Below are 15,191 nucleotides of genomic sequence, written 5' to 3' on the forward strand. Positions count from 1 at the left end.
GAAGTACTGCGCCGCTGCCATTCCCCTTGGCGCCGCTTTTCGCTACCCTTCAGACTTTGATCGGTACAGATCAGCTTGTACGCCGGGTTTCTGCCTCCCCTTTCGGCCTCCCAGGCCCCGTTCCTGCGTCGCATCGACGCGCTCCCGCACAGTGGAGCGAGCCGCGAACGCTGGCCGGGGCTCTTTATACGGACCGCCAGAACAGGCACGCCCGGCCACCAATGCCCGTCAACCTACCGACCGCTCATCGCTTTAGGAATGCTGCATGTCCACCCCCACAGTTCGCGAACAATTCCTTGTCATCAGTGCCCTCGGCGCCAACCCCATGGAGCTGACCAACGTCCTGTGCCGCGCCAGCCATGAAAACCGCTGCGCCGTCGTCACCTCTCGCCTGACCCGCCACGGCGAGTGCAGCGCTCTGGTGCTGGAAGTTTCCGGTAGCTGGGACGCCCTCGCGCGCCTCGAAGGCAGCCTGCCATTGCTGGCCAAGCGTCACGCTTTCACCGTCAACGTGGTGCGCAGCGCCGCTCTGGAAAATCGTCCGCAAGCGCTGCCTTACGTGGCTTACGTCAGCTCGGCGTATCGCCCGGACATCATCAATGAGCTGTGCCAGTTCTTCATGGACCATAACGTCGAACTGGAAAACCTCACCTGCGACACTTACCAGGCTCCCCAAACCGGCGGCACCATGCTTAACGCCACGTTCACCGTGACCCTGCCGGCCAACACCCAGATCAGCTGGCTGCGCGATCAGTTCCTCGATTTCGCCGACGCGATGAACCTGGATGCCCTGATCGAGCCTTGGCGCCCACAAAACCCAATGTAAGGAAGCTTTCATGGCCGTTGTCATCGACCAACCGGTTGCGGATTTCACCGCGCCTGCGACCAGCGGGCAGACCGTCAGCCTGTCCGAACTCAAGGGCAAGCAAGTGGTGATCTACTTCTACCCAAAGGACAGCACCCCGGGCTGCACCACTCAAGGCCAGGGCTTTCGCGATCAATATGCGGCATTCAAGGCTGCCAACACCGAAGTCTTCGGCATTTCCCGCGACAGCTTGAAGTCGCACGAAAACTTCAAAGGCAAACAGGAATTTCCATTCGAGCTGATCAGCGATAAGGACGAGGCGGTTTGCCAGCTGTTCGACGTGATCAAGCTGAAAAAGCTGTATGGCAAGGAATACCTGGGCGTTGATCGCAGCACTTTCCTGATTGATAAGGACGGTGTGCTGCGTCAGGAATGGCGTGGCGTGAAAGTGCCGGGGCATGTTGATGCCGTGCTGGCGGCGGCTGAGGCTCTGAATAAAGCCTGATGTTTTTGCTGCGTCGTCACCGACGCCATCGCTGGCAAGCCAGCTCCCACAGGGTTCAGCACATACAAAACCTGTGGGAGCTGGCTTGCCAGCGATGAGGCCAAAAGCCTCACCCCGATTTAAAGCAACGGCGCCACCACCGGTTCCTTGCGCGGCCACGCATCGAGCACAGCCTTGAACAGCGTCGCCAGCGGGATCGCAAAGAACACACCCCAGAATCCCCACAATCCGCCAAACAACAACACCGCGCAGATGATCGCCACCGGATGCAGGTTCACTGCTTCCGAAAACAGCAACGGCACCAGCACGTTGCCGTCCAGCGTCTGAATGATTCCGTAGACCGCCATCAGGTAGATGAACTGATCGCTCCAGCCCCACTGGAACAGCGCAATCAGCAGCACCGGCACGGTCACCACTACCGCACCGACATACGGCACCACCACCGACAAGCCGACCAGCAAAGCCAGCAGCGCCGCGTAGTTCAGGCCCAGCGCGATGAAGGCGATGTAGGTCACGCCGCCGCAAATCACGATCTCGATACCTTTGCCGCGGATGTAGTTGGCAATCTGCCGGTTCATTTCCTGCGCGACGCGGGTGATCAGCGCGCGCTCGCGAGGCAGATAGCCACGCACCCACTCGCCGATCATGGCCCGATCCTTGAGGAAGAAAAACACCAGAATCGGCACCAGCACAAGGTAGATCATGATGTTCACCAGCAGCGGCAAACTCGACAACGAGAAAGTCAGTGCCCACTGGCCAAACTTGCCAATCTCGCCCCGCGCCGCTTCGATCGCTTGCAAGACTTGCTCGTCAGACACCAGATGCGGATAGCGCTCTGGCAATAGAAGCAGCAGCGACTGCCACTTGGCGAGCATGCCCGGCAACTCGTTGAACAGCGTGATCAACTGATGCCACAGCAGCGGCAGCACCACGACAATAAACAGCATCAGCGCGCCCATGAACAGCGCAAACACCAGCCCCACCGCCACCCCGCCGGGCACACGCAGCCGCTCAAGCGTCACCACCAGGCCTTGCATCAGATACGCCAGCACCATGCCCGCCAATACGGGCGCGAGCATGCCGCCGAGGGTAAGCACGGCGGTGAAGGCGAGAACCAGCAGCACCGCCAGCACCACGGCTTCTTCATCGGAGAAGTAGCGCTGAATCCAGTCGCGTAACACTTTGAACATCAATAATCCCTTCGATCGTTAACGCGCTCGCGTCAGGCTTTTTTCAACCAGTAACGGTAGACGCCAGCCTCGTCTTCTTCGCGCAACAGCGCATGACCGGCCAGTTTGGCAAAGGTACGGAAGTCGCGTTGCGAGCCGGCATCGGTAGCGATCACCTTGAGCACAGCGCCGCTGTGCAGTTTGTTGAGTTCCATTTTTGCCTTGAGCAACGGCAACGGACAGTTCAGGCCACTGGCGTCCAGTTCCACGTCATGGGCTACAGCGTCAGTCATTGCGTCACTCCGGTTCGTTGTCGAGCTGCCTAGAATATCTGGTCGCGGCTTCGGTGTCCGGCTACAGTAAGGTCTTTGTCCTCCAAGGCTTTGTGCATGACTTTTCTGCGCCCTACCCTGCTGACGCTCGCTTGCCTGCTCGCCTCACCAGGCTTTGCCGACGATCTGCCGTCACTCGGCGACGCCAGCTCTGCCATTGTCTCGCCGCAACAGGAATACCAGCTCGGCCGCGCCTGGCTGGCCATGCTGCGCAGTCAGGTTTCCCAGCTCAACGATCCGCAGCTCAAGGACTACGTCGAATCCAGCGTGTACAAGCTGGTCGAGACCAGCCAGGTTTCCGACCGACGTCTGGAATTCATCCTGATCAACAGCCCACAACTCAACGCCTTTGCAGCGCCGGGCGGCGTGGTCGGGGTCAACGGCGGTCTTTTCCTCAACGCCCAGACCGAGGGTGAGTACGCCTCGGTGCTCGCTCACGAATTGGCGCACTTGTCGCAACGCCACTTTGCTCGCGGGGTGGAAGCTTCACAAAGAATGCAGGTGCCGATGATGGCCGCGTTGCTGGCCGGCATTGTCATTGCGGCGGCCGGCGGCGGTGATGCCGGCATCGCCACCATCGCTGGCACCCAGGCTGCGGCGTTGCAGGAACAACGGCGCTTCTCGCGACAAAACGAACAGGAGGCGGATCGCATCGGCATCCTCAACCTGGAAAAGGCCGGTTACGATCCGCGGTCGATGCCGACCATGTTCGAACGCCTGATGCGCCAGTACCGCTTTGACGCCAAACCGCCGGAATTCCTCCTGACTCACCCGGTCACCGAATCGCGTATCGCCGATACCCGCAACCGCGCCGAGCAGGCGAAACCGGGCGGCATCGAAGACAGCATGCACTACCAGTTGATTCGCGCGCGGGTGCAGTTGATCTACGAGGAAACCCCGGGGCTGGGCGCCAAGCGTTTCCGCGCCCTGCTCGATGAAAACCCGAAAAACGATGTCGCGCGATACGGCCTCGCCATCGCGCAAATCAAGGGTGGCCAGCTGAACGAAGCCCGCGAAAATCTCAAGCAATTGTTGGCCAAGTCGCCCAACGAGATTATCTACAACCTCGCTCAGGTCGATCTGGACATCACCAACAATCGCCTGCCCGATGCACAATCACGGGTCGACCGCATGCTCACGCAGTTCCCGGGCAACTATCCGCTGAATCAGGTGCGTGTCGATCTGCTGTTGAAACAGAATCGCGCCGCCGATGCCGAGAAGGCGCTGGACAGCCTGCTCAAGTCCCGCCCGGATGATCCGGACGTCTGGTATCAGGTTGCTGAAACCCGTGGCTTGTCGGGCAACATCATCGGCCTGCATCAGGCGCGAGCCGAGTATTTTGCGCTGGTCGGCGATTACCGCCAGGCCATTCAGCAGTTGGACTTCGCCAAGCGCAAGGCTGGCAACAACTTCCCGCTGTCCTCGCGCATCGATGCCCGCCAGCGTGAGCTGATGGAGCAGGAACGCATGGTCAAGGACATGATGGGCTGAGTCTTTCCAGGCAAGACAAAAGCTGCAGACACAAAAAAACCGCCTCTTTCGAGGCGGTTTCCTTTTACCTTGTTGCTGGCTTATTCAGCCAGTTTGAAGGTGATGAAGCTGGCACGGCCCTGACGCAGCACGCGCATCGACACCGAACGGTTCTTCGGCAACGCCTTGGCGATGTCGGTGAACTCCTTGGCCGAGCCGATGGCCTGGTTGTTCAGGTGAGTAATCACATCACCCGGCTGCAGACCGATCAGGGCCGCAGGACCGTCCTGCACTTCCTTGATCACCACACCACCTTTGAGGTCGTAGGTTTTCTTCTGCTCGGCGGTCAATTCACCGACCGCAACACCGAGGCGGTTGCTGCTGCTTTCAGCGCCAGATTTCGGCAGCGCGTCCAGCTCTTTGTCTTCGTCCGGAATCGCACCGACAGTCAACTCGACATTCTTGCGCTTGCCTTCACGAATCACTTCCAGATTGGCTTTTGCGCCAGCCTTCAGCGCGCCGACCAGATGCGGCAGATCGGCAGACATGACGATCGGCTGACCGTTCATGCTCAGGATCACGTCGCCAACCTGCAGGCCGCCCTTGGCCGCAGGGCCGTCATCCTGGATCTGCGCTACCAGCGCGCCAGCTGGCTTGTCCAGACCAAATGACTCGGCGAGGTCCTTGTTCACTTCCTGAATGACCACGCCCAGCCAGCCGCGGCTGACTTTGCCACCGCTTTTGAGCTGATTGGAAACGTCCATAGCCACGTCGATCGGGATGGCAAACGAAACGCCCATGAAGCCACCGGAGCGGGTGTAGATCTGCGAGTTGATGCCGACCACTTCACCGTTCAGGTTGAACAGCGGGCCACCGGAGTTGCCCGGGTTGATCGGCACGTCGGTTTGAATGAACGGCACATAGTTTTCGTTTGGCAGGCTACGACCGACGGCGCTGACGATGCCTTGGGTCACGGTGTGGTCAAAGCCGAATGGCGAACCGATCGCGACGACCCACTGGCCAGCCTTCAGATCCTGGGATTTGCCGAGCTTGAGCACCGGCAGATCCTTGCCTTCGATTTTCAGCAACGCCACGTCGGAACGTGGATCGGTGCCGACCAGCTTGGCTTTCATCTCACTGCGGTCAGCCAGACGGACGAGGATTTCGTCAGCATCGGCGATCACGTGGTTGTTGGTGAGGATGTAGCCATCCGGCGAAATGATGAACCCCGAACCCAGCGATTGCGCTTCACGCTGACGCCCGTCGCCACGCGGCGAGCGCTGCTGAGGCGGCATGCCGCGCTCAAAGAATTCGCGCAGCATCGGTGGCAGACCTTCCAGATCCGGCATCTGCTGATTCACGCGACGGTCCGGCAGTTTCTGCGTGGTACTGATATTCACTACCGCTGGCGACGCTTGTTCGACCAACTGGGTGAAATCAGGCAGATCGGCCGCTTGCGCAGCAGGGACCGCCTGACCGAGCAACAGCACGGTGGCGAAGATGGAAAGATAAGACTTCAAACTAGGTATCGACATACAGCTCCCGTTACGACGAGCAGGGTTAAGCGATATGGAGCAAAGGAACACCGGAAACCACAGACCGGTATTTTTGTTCCGGGAACAACAAACAAGGCCAGAGCCGTGAGGCTCTGACCTATAAAAAATTTTCAGGGGTTTTGCAAATGAAAATGCTCAGCAAACATTTCGACGTCTCGACGACGAGGTGGAAATGACTGAAATCAGCTCACTGCTTGCTGGTCGCAGCGCCATCGTTGTTACGCATCGATAGAGCAATTCGTTCGGCGGTGCCAATCGGGATTTCGCCAACCACCGTGACCATCATTTCACCTTGCGGTGTAGTCAAACGACGGGATACCGCGACGGTAGGGCCCAACTGGGTACGAGTATCGGTGACGGTTGCACCGTTCAACGGTTCAAGGAACACGGAGAAACGCGCCAGGCCATCGTCATACATCAGGCTGCTGACCTGGGTCTTGGTCTGCGCATCCTTGTGCGAACTGCTGCTGGTCAACTCGAAGCCTGGCGGCAGCCAGTCCGAACGCCAGTTTTGCACGGTCTTCGCCGCAGAAGCCTTGTCATTACCGATGTTGATCGGCTTGCAATCGGCGTCTGCCATCAAGTCTTTGTCCGACGGGACTTCATCAGTGTCGAGGCTGGTGAACTGAAAGCGCTCGAGCAATTGCCCTTTATCGTTCAACAGCAACGACTTGAGCGGCAGGCCGGTTTTCTTGTCCAGATGCAGCTCGAAACCGTATCGGTGCTGATCACGAGGGGTCAGCGACACGATCACTGCATCACGACCGGCCACGCGCGACTTGCCAATGACGGCAAGGTCATACCAATTCTTCAGCTTTTTGGGGTCCAGCGCACGGGCGGCAGCGTTGGGGGAATCACCCAATCCCGCAATCAGGGTGCCGCTGACGCATTGAGTACGTCCATCAATGCGCACGACTTCCTGAGCCGAACCGTCGAGCTGCAATAACCGCTCGCGGACCTGGCCATTCTGGACACGATGCCAGATGTTGTGCGTGGAAAAACTGCCGTTGCGCTCGTAAACGAAAGTACCGTGAAAGCTTTGCTGCTGCTCGGCCTGGCCCAGACGGGTCAACCAGTCCTGGGCCTCGTCAGCGTGGGCTGGAACGATGAACCAGCCACTGAGCAGAAGCGAAAGTAGAGGGATGGCGCGCATGATCCTCCTTAACGGTTTTCCAGGCTTGCGGCACGTGCGTATGGCAGCGCGCTTTCAGTTCCTTTGAGTGCAGCCTGCTGAGCGTGCTGACGCAGATAGCCTGGCAGACGCTGATCATGCCAGCCTGGCTGTCCTTGCAGAACGCCGTTAGCCATAGGACCAGTTGCTTCCGAGCTTTCGCTGTAACCAGCCAGAACTGCCGGACCTTTGACCTGTGGAGTGGCCAGAGTAGGCTGATTCGACTGCTGGGCCAGTTCAACACCAGCGATTTCGTCCTGGTTGTACAGGCGAACACCGGCCAGAACGGCCACGGTTACCGAAGCGGCAACAGCGAGGCGACCCAGGTTGCGCCATGGGCTGCGGGATACTTTGGCCGGAGCCGTTTCGTCTTCCAGCGCAGCGGACACTGCCGCAGCGATATCCAGACGCGGAAGCAGCAGATCCTTGTGCATGGCTGCCCGAGCGATCTGGTAACGAGCCCAGGTCTCACGGGTATCAACATCATCCAGTGCGCTAAGCACTCGACGCAATTCCAGTTCGTCCGCTTCGTTATCCATCACTGCGGACAGCGATTCCTGCAGGGCTTCACGACTCATGGCGTTCCTCTCTTGGCTGTCGCCGCTGTCTCAGTTTTCCTGCAACAACGGTTGCAGGGCTTTGTCGATGGCCTCCCGAGCGCGGAAAATCCGGGAGCGCACGGTACCCACCGGACACTGCATGACGCTCGCAATGTCCTCGTAACTCAGACCATCGAATTCACGTAAAGTTAAAGCCGTACGCAAATCCTCTGGCAGTTGCTGGATGGTCCGATGGACGGTGCCTTCGATCTCATCCCGCAGCAATGCACGTTCTGGTGATTCGAGATCCTTGAGGCCGTGATCGCCATCGTAGAACTCCGCATCCTCCGAACTTACATCGCTATCCGGCGGCCGACGGCCGCGGGAAACCAGGTAGTTCTTTGCCGTGTTAATGGCAATACGGTACAGCCACGTATAAAACGCACTGTCACCGCGGAAATTTCCAAGTGCCCGATACGCCTTGATAAAGGCTTCCTGAGCAACGTCCTGGGCTTCATGGGTGTCGTGCACAAAACGCACGATCAACCCGAGAATTTTGTGCTGATATTTCAGCACCAGCAGATCGAAAGCTCGCTTGTCGCCACGCTGTACGCGTTCGACCAGCTGCTGATCCTCTTCCTGGGTTAGCATGAACACTCCTCGATAAGCCCGGAGGAGACTTGCATTACTAAACGACCAGACTTGCAAACATAGACTCGGGCTTTTCGCAAAAGTTCTCCCCCTCCAAGCAAGTTTCCTGCGGGCTCTGATTTGGCACGCACGAAAAACGCAGCGCGGGATAAACCGGCTGCGCGAATAATCTTGTTATCGGTTTCGCCGGCAGGAATCCAAACGCAGATTCCGCACTGAAGCCGACACTGTCCCTGGTTTCTGGCACCGTCTATTGATCTTGGGCCTTTGGCAAAAGTTCCAATTATTTATAGCCGTACCCACCTGACATTGCGCAACCCTGCTCGGAAAAGTCTGTTTCAGCGCTGATACAGGTGTCTTTTTCCCAAACCGGCAAAAAAACTTCCGACGAAGCACAGCGCTTTTTACCGCGCAGTAGTCTCACAATGCCATCTGGGCCTGGCTATTGTGCCGCCCAACCCCTCTATATACTAGTGGGCTGTGTGGCTGTCTTGACTCGCCGATCCAGCTGTCTTGCGCCAACCCCGACCCGGGTCGCTTTGAGCGGAATCCTGAAATGAGCCAACAGTTCCAACACGATGTTCTGGTGATTGGCAGCGGTGCTGCCGGTTTGACTCTCGCTTTGACCTTGCCCGGTCATCTGCGCATTGCCGTATTGAGCAAAGGCGATCTCGCCAACGGTTCGACCTTCTGGGCCCAAGGCGGCGTGGCCGCGGTGCTCGACGATACCGATACTGTCGAATCCCACGTCGACGACACCCTCAACGCTGGCGGCGGCTTGTGTCACGAAGACGCGGTGCGTTTCACCGTCGAGCACAGCCGCGAAGCCATCCAATGGCTGATTGACCAGGGTGTACCGTTCACCCGCGACGAACAGTCCGGCACTGAAGATGGTGGTTTCGAATTTCACCTGACCCGCGAAGGCGGCCACAGTCATCGGCGCATCATCCATGCTGCAGACGCCACCGGTGCCGCGATCTTCAAAACCTTGCTGGCCCAGGCCAAAGAGCGCGAGAACATCGAACTGCTGGAACAGCGGGTGGCCGTGGATCTGATCACCGAGCGCCGCCTGGGCATGGAAGGCGATCGCTGCCTCGGCGCTTACGTGCTGAACCGCGCTACGGGCGAAGTCGACACCTACGGCGCACGTTTCGTGATTCTGGCTTCGGGCGGCGCGGCCAAGGTCTACCTTTATACCAGCAACCCCGACGGCGCCTGCGGTGACGGCATCGCCATGGCCTGGCGCTCCGGTTGCCGGGTGGCGAACCTGGAATTCAACCAGTTCCATCCGACCTGTCTGTATCACCCGCAAGCCAAAAGCTTCCTCATCACCGAGGCCCTGCGTGGCGAGGGCGCGCATTTGAAGCTGCCCAACGGCGAGCGCTTCATGTATCGCTTCGACAAACGCGCCGAGCTGGCGCCTCGTGACATCGTCGCGCGGGCCATCGACCATGAGATGAAGCGCCTGGGTGTCGACTGCGTATATCTAGACATCAGCCACAAGCCTGAATCGTTCGTAAAAACTCACTTCCCGACTGTTTATGAACGCTGCCTGGGCTTCGGCATCGACATCACCAGACAACCGATCCCGGTGGTTCCCGCCGCGCACTACACCTGTGGCGGAGTGATGGTCGATCAGCACGGTCGCACCGACGTGCCCGGCCTCTACGCCATCGGCGAAACCAGCTTCACCGGCCTGCACGGCGCCAACCGCATGGCCAGCAATTCGCTTCTGGAATGCTTCGTTTATGCCCGTTCGGCAGCGGCGGACATTCTTGCGCAACTCGATGACGTTGCGGCGCCAAGCGCCCTGCCCGTCTGGGATGCCAGTCAGGTGACCGACTCGGATGAAGACGTGATCATCGCGCACAACTGGGACGAGTTGCGCCGATTCATGTGGGACTACGTCGGCATCGTGCGCACCAACAAGCGCCTGCAACGGGCGCAGCACCGGGTGCGTCTCCTGCTGGATGAGATCGATGAGTTTTACAGCAACTATAAAGTCAGCCGCGACCTGATCGAGCTGCGCAATCTGGCACAGGTTGCCGAATTGATGATCAGCTCAGCCATGGAACGCAAGGAAAGTCGTGGCCTGCATTACACCCTCGACTACCCGGATATGCTGCCCGAAGCGCTCGACACTATTCTGGTGCCGCCCACCTACGCCGGCTGAACTTGAGCCGCACTCGCAGGCGTCGGTGCAGATCCGCCGCCTGCGAGTCACGTGGTACGCAGATCGACCTGACCCGCCACTCTCCGCGAAGGCGAAAGCGCAGCACCACGATCAACGGCAGCGCCAGACTGTCCGGGCGCAGTTGCACCGCTTGCCAGCCATCAGCCTGATTCCAGACCTGCCAGCCATCGCCGTCGCGCCGCAACCCGCAAAATGCTTGCGGATGACTCAGCAGAATCTGCCGTGGCAGCACCCAAAGACCGTGCAGCGCACAGGCGCAAGCGCCGAGCAGACTGGCCCAGAGCGGAATCGACAGCAGACACAGCGAACCCATGGCGAACGCCTGGGCCAACAGATACGCCGCCAGCAACTGCCGTGAGGCATGCCAGCGGCATTCGAACGTATTACTTGGGCTGGACACGATCCAGAATCATCCGGACCATGCGTTGCAGCTCGGGATCTTCCGACTCGCTGCGCTCCATGAACCAGCCGAACATGTCCTGATCCTCACAGGTCAGCAAACGCACGTACAGATCGCGATCCACTTGATTCAACGTCGCGTAAACCTCCTGCACGAACGGCACCAGCAGCACGTCAAGCTCAAGCATGCCGCGACGGCTGTGCCAAAAGAGGCGATTCAGTTCAACTTGTTCGACCATGGAGCCCTCCTCGAATTTGCCGGGCAGTATACAGCCCCGGCGCGAGCCGCACAGTCGGCTTTGGTCGGGCACCCGTGATCCTTTATCAACTACCCATTTCAACCCTGCCCCCTTATGATGTGCCCCAGTCTATTTACCCTGCGATGACCCATGGCCGATTCTGCTTTTTTCTGCACCCTGTCTCATGAAGGCGTACTCGCGGTTCGCGGTGCGGACGCCGGAAAATTCCTGCAAGGCCAGTTGACCTGCAATATCAATTACCTGAGCGACACCCGCGCCAGCCTCGGCGCCCGCTGCACACAGAAAGGCCGGATGCAGTCGAGCTTCCGCATCCTGCTTGAAGGTGACGGCGTGGTGATGGCGATGGCCAGCGAGCTGCTCGAACCGCAACTGGCCGACCTGAAAAAGTACGCGGTGTTCTCCAAATCGAAACTGACCGACGAAAGCGCCGCCTGGGTGCGCTTCGGTCTGGCGCATGGCGACGTAGCCCTGACCAGCCTCGGTCTGGCACTGCCCGCCGAAACCGACAGCGTTGTGCGCCATGAAGGCCTGATCGCAATTCGCGTTTCGCCCGAGCGCGCCGAACTCTGGGTGCCTGCCGCTCAGGCGCCAAACATTCAAAGCCGACTGTCCGCCACGCTGGCTGAGGGCGAACTGAATCAATGGCTGCTGGGCCAGATCCGCGCCGGTATCGGCCAGGTCATGCCTTCCACCCGCGAGCTGTTTATCCCGCAGATGCTCAATTTGCAGGCGGTCGGCGGCGTGAGTTTCAAGAAAGGCTGCTACACCGGCCAGGAAATCGTCGCGCGCATGCAGTACCTGGGCAAGCTCAAGCGGCGCCTGTACCGCCTGCGCCTGGACGCGGCCGAGTTGCCGGAGCCCGGCACTCAGTTGTTCGCCCCCAGCCACAACAGCTCGATCGGCGAAGTGGTGCTGGCGGCCAATGCCGAGGGAAACATTGAACTCCTGGCCGTGTTGCAGGCCGAAGCTGCCGAAGCCGGTGATTTGCGTCTGGGCGCCCTCGAAGGCCCCGCGTTGCACGTGCTCGACCTGCCTTACGAACTGGATCGCGACCGCGAAATCCAGCGTTGATCGCAGCATTGTTGCAACACCCTAGAGAGTCCAAATGAGCGAACTGGCGGAAAAGGTCCAACAGGATTTGGTTGCGGCCATCGATAACGATGACCTGGTTCTGCCAACGTTGCCGGAAGTGGCCCTGCAGATTCGCAAGGCCGCCGAGGATCCGGAAATCAGCGTCAGCGATCTGAGCAAAGTCATCGGCCGCGACACCGCGCTGTCGGCGCGCCTGATCAAAGTGGTCAACAGTCCGCTGCTGCGCGCTGCGCAGGAAGTCACCGACCTGCACACCGCCATCACCCGTTTGGGCATCAACTACAGCAGCAACCTGGCTATCGGTCTGGTGATGGAGCAGATCTTCAATGCCCGCTCCGAGGTGGTCGAACAGAAGATGCGCGAAGTCTGGCGCAGCAGTCTGGAAATCGCTGGCGTCAGCTATGCCCTGTGTCGTCGTCACACTCAGCTCAAACCCGATCAGGCGGCACTCGGCGGGCTGGTGCATCAGATTGGCGTGCTGCCGATTCTGACTTACGCCGAAGACCACAATGAACTGCTCTCCGATGCGGTCAGCCTGACCCATGTGATCGAGCAGATTCACCCATTGCTCGGCGAGAAATTGCTGCGGGTCTGGGAGTTTCCCGAGCGCCTGGTGCATTTGCCATTGCTGTATCAGGACTTCAGCCGCGACTCGACGCGCATCGATTACGTCGATGTCGTGCAGGTGGCCAATTTGTATTGCCGCAAGGACACCGATCATCCGTTTGCGCGGATTGACCCGTTTAGCGTGCCGGCGTTCAGAAAGCTGGGGATTGATCCGGAGAACAAGCAGTTCTGCGCGGATCTGGAAGAATCGCGGTCGATGTTCTACTGACCTGTGGTGAGGGGATTTATCCCCGTTGGGTTGCGCAGCGACCCTAGACTCTGCGATCCGAACCGCGACTGCTGCGCAGCCGAGCGGGGATAAATCCCCTCGCCACAAAAAACCCTCGTCACAAAAGTATTACCCGGCAATAAAGCTGACCCGCACCTTCAACCCTGCCTGCTCGCCATCATGCAAGGTGATCTGCGCCAGATGCGCGCGACAGATCTCGCCGACAATCGCCAAGCCCAGACCTGAACCGGCGACCTGCTGATTACGCCGGTAAAACCGCTCGAACACCCGATCGCGCTCATGCAGCGGGATCCCGGGCCCGTCGTCCTCAACCTCAAGCACCGCCGGCGCCGTCACCCGCAAAATCACATTGCCGCCTGGTGGCGTATGCGCCAGCGCGTTGTCGACCAGATTGCTCAACAGTTCATTGAGCAGCGTCGGCTCACCGCGCAGCCACACCGGTTCATCCGCCTCCAGCGCCAACGCCACACCCCGTTTGTGCGCCAAAGGCGCCATGGCCATGCCCAGCTCTCGGGCCAATTGACTCAGATCGAGCAACTGCGCGCCGCCCTCGGCAATCGCCCGCGCACCGTTTTCGACCCGGGCCAGCGACAACAGCTGATTGGCCAGATGGGTCAGGCGATCGGTGCTTTGTGCGGATGACTCAAGGGTGGTGCGCCAGGTTTCCGGTTCGTTTGAGCGCAGGCCCAATTCCAGGCGTGCCTTGAGTGCCGCCAGCGGCGTGCGCAACTCGTGAGCGGCATCGGCGATGAACTGCGCCTGCCGCTCGAACTGGCCGCGTAGCCTTTCGGTGAAATGATTGAGCGCGCGGACCAAGGGTCCCAGTTCATGCTGCACTTCCACCAACGGCAGTGGCCGCAAGTCGTCGGGCTGGCGTTCCTCAACAGCGGTTCTTAACCGCTCCAGCGGGCGCAACGCCGCACTCACCGCGAACCACACCAGCAGCAATGCACCCACGGCCAGCATGCCCAGGCGCAGCAACGTATCGGCCGCCAGACTGCGCGCCATACTGACTCGCGCTTCGTCGGTTTCAGCCACGCGGATCTCCGCCATGCCGTTCATGTTCGGCTCGCTTACGGCCTTGAGCAGGCTGACCACACGCACGTTCTGGCCGTTGTACTTCGCATTGTAAAAGCGCGCGAGCGCCGGATAGCTGTCGGTGCGCGGCGTGCCGGGCGGTGGCCCGGGAAGATTTTCGTAGCCGGAAATCAGCTTCTGGTGAATGTCGTTGACCTGGTAATAGATGCGCCCGGCGCTGTCGTAGGCGAAGGTGTCCAGCGCCACGTAAGGCACATCGGCGCTGAGGCTGCCATCGCGCTGCGACAACCCGGCAGCGATGGTGCGTGCCGAGGCCAGCAGCGTGCGGTCATACGCGGTGTCGGCGGCTTCGCGACCGTTCCAGTAAGCGCTCAAGCCGCTGGCGAGCATCAGCACCACCAGCAACCATCCAAGGTTCCACAGCAACCGCCAGCGCAGGCTGCTGGGCTTATGCATCGCGGCTTTCCAGCAGATAGCCGAGGCCACGGAAGGTGACGATGGCCACGGGCTGGCCATCGAGTTTCTTGCGCAAGCGGTGCACGTAGATTTCGATGGCGTCGGGGCTGGCTTCTTCGTCGAGGCCGAACACCTGCGCGGCCAGTTGCTCCTTGCTCATCACTCGCCCCGGCCGCGCGATCAACGCTTCGAGAACGGCTTGCTCGCGCGAGGTGAGGGTCAGCAGTTCGTCGCCGAGGGTGAAGCGCCGCGTATCGAGGTCGTAAGCCAGCACACCACAGCGCTGCTGACGCTCGCCGCCCAGCACACTGCGGCGCAGCAAGGCTTTGACCCGCGCTTCCAGTTCCGTCAGTTCGAACGGCTTGGCCAGGTAGTCGTCAGCACCGAGATTGAGGCCATGCACGCGATCCTTGACGTCGCTGCGCGCGGTCAGCATCAACACCGGCAGGTTTTTGCCGCGTGCACGCAGCCGCGCCAGCACCTCGAAACCGTCCATGCGCGGCAGGCCTACGTCGAGGATCGCTACGGCGTATTCCTCGCTGCCCAACGCCAGGTCGGCAGCTACGCCATCGTGCAACACATCCACCGTCAGACCGGTGCTCTTGAGCGCCTGAGCCACGCTTTCGGCCAGTTGCAAATGGTCTTCGACGAGCAGGACACGCATGGATTTTTACCTCGTTCAGGGTTGGCCGACGCCA

16 protein-coding genes are annotated in these 15,191 nt (G+C 59.9%); 6 read left to right on the plus strand and 10 right to left on the minus strand.

Annotated features, from left to right (window positions below):
• Nucleotides 1–265 precede the first annotated feature (265 nt).
• Both AB4N48_RS17775 and AB4N48_RS17780 read left to right on the plus strand, forming a co-directional pair.
• Nucleotides 266–826 carry a glycine cleavage system transcriptional repressor gene (locus AB4N48_RS17775; protein WP_024012001.1) on the plus strand — a complete coding sequence of 187 codons (561 nt, stop codon included), beginning with the start codon at nt 266–268 and terminating at the stop codon, nt 824–826.
• A gap of 10 nt (nt 827–836) precedes the next feature.
• Nucleotides 837–1,310, plus strand: a complete 474-nt coding sequence (locus tag AB4N48_RS17780; protein ID WP_041478861.1) for a peroxiredoxin — start codon at nt 837–839, stop codon at nt 1,308–1,310.
• 119 nt (nt 1,311–1,429) lie between these two features.
• Here the strand turns inward: AB4N48_RS17780 and AB4N48_RS17785 are convergent, their stop codons facing one another.
• Together AB4N48_RS17785 and AB4N48_RS17790 are read right to left on the minus strand one after the other, a co-directional pair.
• The gene (locus AB4N48_RS17785) at nt 1,430–2,500 is read right to left on the minus strand and encodes an AI-2E family transporter (RefSeq protein WP_041478862.1); all 1,071 of its coding nucleotides are present in this window, start codon (nt 2,498–2,500) and stop codon (nt 1,430–1,432) included.
• Nucleotides 2,501–2,532: 32 nt separating this feature from the next.
• Complete coding sequence (locus AB4N48_RS17790; protein ID WP_041478863.1) at nt 2,533–2,772, minus strand: sulfurtransferase TusA family protein; 240 nt, start codon at nt 2,770–2,772, stop codon at nt 2,533–2,535.
• A 96-nt stretch (nt 2,773–2,868) separates the two neighbouring features.
• On the opposite strand from AB4N48_RS17790, the gene AB4N48_RS17795 reads away from it, so the two are divergent.
• The gene (locus tag AB4N48_RS17795; protein WP_460094105.1) at nt 2,869–4,302 is read left to right on the plus strand and encodes a M48 family metalloprotease; all 1,434 of its coding nucleotides are present in this window, start codon (nt 2,869–2,871) and stop codon (nt 4,300–4,302) included.
• Between the two features lie 80 nt (nt 4,303–4,382).
• Here the strand turns inward: AB4N48_RS17795 and AB4N48_RS17800 are convergent, their stop codons facing one another.
• The 4 genes from AB4N48_RS17800 to rpoE form a co-directional block, all read right to left on the minus strand.
• Nucleotides 4,383–5,816 (minus strand): DegQ family serine endoprotease, encoded by a 1,434-nt coding sequence (locus AB4N48_RS17800; protein WP_039760902.1) that lies wholly within the window; start codon nt 5,814–5,816, stop codon nt 4,383–4,385.
• 208 nt (nt 5,817–6,024) lie between these two features.
• Entirely contained in the window at nt 6,025–6,990 is a 966-nt protein-coding gene (locus tag AB4N48_RS17805) for a MucB/RseB C-terminal domain-containing protein (RefSeq protein WP_150742397.1), read from the minus strand.
• Nucleotides 6,991–6,998: 8 nt separating this feature from the next.
• The gene (locus tag AB4N48_RS17810) at nt 6,999–7,586 is read right to left on the minus strand and encodes a sigma-E factor negative regulatory protein (protein ID WP_008077804.1); all 588 of its coding nucleotides are present in this window, start codon (nt 7,584–7,586) and stop codon (nt 6,999–7,001) included.
• Between the two features lie 30 nt (nt 7,587–7,616).
• A complete protein-coding gene (gene rpoE, locus AB4N48_RS17815; RefSeq protein ID WP_003172477.1) occupies nt 7,617–8,198 on the minus strand; it encodes an RNA polymerase sigma factor RpoE in 582 nt (193 codons plus the stop codon).
• Nucleotides 8,199–8,754: 556 nt separating this feature from the next.
• Here rpoE and nadB point away from each other — a divergent pair.
• Nucleotides 8,755–10,371, plus strand: coding sequence for an L-aspartate oxidase (gene nadB / locus AB4N48_RS17820; protein ID WP_460094106.1), 1,617 nt, complete (start codon nt 8,755–8,757; stop codon nt 10,369–10,371).
• Here the strand turns inward: nadB and AB4N48_RS17825 are convergent.
• Both AB4N48_RS17825 and AB4N48_RS17830 read right to left on the minus strand, forming a co-directional pair.
• A complete protein-coding gene (locus AB4N48_RS17825) occupies nt 10,340–10,792 on the minus strand; it encodes a protein YgfX (RefSeq protein WP_460094107.1) in 453 nt (150 codons plus the stop codon). The two genes, nadB and AB4N48_RS17825, sit on opposite strands and share 32 nt — an antisense overlap.
• A complete protein-coding gene (locus AB4N48_RS17830; protein WP_007911418.1) occupies nt 10,776–11,030 on the minus strand; it encodes an FAD assembly factor SdhE in 255 nt (84 codons plus the stop codon). The genes AB4N48_RS17825 and AB4N48_RS17830 overlap by 17 nt, the downstream gene beginning before the upstream one ends.
• A gap of 150 nt (nt 11,031–11,180) precedes the next feature.
• Here AB4N48_RS17830 and ygfZ point away from each other — a divergent pair, with 150 nt between their 5' ends.
• Both ygfZ and AB4N48_RS17840 read left to right on the plus strand, forming a co-directional pair.
• Entirely contained in the window at nt 11,181–12,122 is a 942-nt protein-coding gene (gene ygfZ, locus AB4N48_RS17835) for a CAF17-like 4Fe-4S cluster assembly/insertion protein YgfZ (protein ID WP_258707733.1), read from the plus strand.
• Nucleotides 12,123–12,156: 34 nt separating this feature from the next.
• On the plus strand, nt 12,157–12,978 hold the full coding sequence (locus tag AB4N48_RS17840; protein WP_016770675.1) for an HDOD domain-containing protein: 822 nt from the start codon (nt 12,157–12,159) through the stop codon (nt 12,976–12,978).
• Between the two features lie 129 nt (nt 12,979–13,107).
• Here AB4N48_RS17840 and AB4N48_RS17845 read toward each other — a convergent pair whose 3' ends face one another.
• Nucleotides 13,108–14,493: a sensor histidine kinase gene (locus AB4N48_RS17845; RefSeq protein WP_039760888.1), complete on the minus strand. Its 1,386-nt coding sequence runs from the start codon at nt 14,491–14,493 to the stop codon at nt 13,108–13,110.
• Entirely contained in the window at nt 14,486–15,157 is a 672-nt protein-coding gene (locus AB4N48_RS17850; RefSeq protein ID WP_024011992.1) for a response regulator, read from the minus strand. Before AB4N48_RS17850 ends, AB4N48_RS17845 begins: the two co-directional genes overlap by 8 nt.
• Nucleotides 15,158–15,191 lie beyond the last annotated feature (34 nt).

It is taken from the genome of Pseudomonas sp. S2_C11 (assembly GCF_054668395.1).

Bases quoted from the DNA above. Each gene is read 5' to 3' on its own strand.
- AB4N48_RS17845 (WP_039760888.1), bottom strand. From the start codon at position 14,493: ATGCATAAGCCCAGCAGCCTGCGCTGGCGGTTGCTGTGGAACCTTGGA.
- nadB (WP_460094106.1), top strand. From the start codon at position 8,755: ATGAGCCAACAGTTCCAACACGATGTTCTGGTGATTGGCAGCGGTGCT.
- AB4N48_RS17830 (WP_007911418.1), bottom strand. From the start codon at position 11,030: ATGGTCGAACAAGTTGAACTGAATCGCCTCTTTTGGCACAGCCGTCGC.
- AB4N48_RS17800 (WP_039760902.1), bottom strand. From the start codon at position 5,816: ATGTCGATACCTAGTTTGAAGTCTTATCTTTCCATCTTCGCCACCGTG.
- AB4N48_RS17775 (WP_024012001.1), top strand. From the start codon at position 266: ATGTCCACCCCCACAGTTCGCGAACAATTCCTTGTCATCAGTGCCCTC.
- AB4N48_RS17840 (WP_016770675.1), top strand. From the start codon at position 12,157: ATGAGCGAACTGGCGGAAAAGGTCCAACAGGATTTGGTTGCGGCCATC.
- AB4N48_RS17795 (WP_460094105.1), top strand. From the start codon at position 2,869: ATGACTTTTCTGCGCCCTACCCTGCTGACGCTCGCTTGCCTGCTCGCC.
- AB4N48_RS17850 (WP_024011992.1), bottom strand. From the start codon at position 15,157: ATGCGTGTCCTGCTCGTCGAAGACCATTTGCAACTGGCCGAAAGCGTG.
- AB4N48_RS17790 (WP_041478863.1), bottom strand. From the start codon at position 2,772: ATGACTGACGCTGTAGCCCATGACGTGGAACTGGACGCCAGTGGCCTG.
- AB4N48_RS17780 (WP_041478861.1), top strand. From the start codon at position 837: ATGGCCGTTGTCATCGACCAACCGGTTGCGGATTTCACCGCGCCTGCG.
- AB4N48_RS17805 (WP_150742397.1), bottom strand. From the start codon at position 6,990: ATGCGCGCCATCCCTCTACTTTCGCTTCTGCTCAGTGGCTGGTTCATC.
- rpoE (WP_003172477.1), bottom strand. From the start codon at position 8,198: ATGCTAACCCAGGAAGAGGATCAGCAGCTGGTCGAACGCGTACAGCGT.
- AB4N48_RS17785 (WP_041478862.1), bottom strand. From the start codon at position 2,500: ATGTTCAAAGTGTTACGCGACTGGATTCAGCGCTACTTCTCCGATGAA.
- ygfZ (WP_258707733.1), top strand. From the start codon at position 11,181: ATGGCCGATTCTGCTTTTTTCTGCACCCTGTCTCATGAAGGCGTACTC.
- AB4N48_RS17810 (WP_008077804.1), bottom strand. From the start codon at position 7,586: ATGAGTCGTGAAGCCCTGCAGGAATCGCTGTCCGCAGTGATGGATAAC.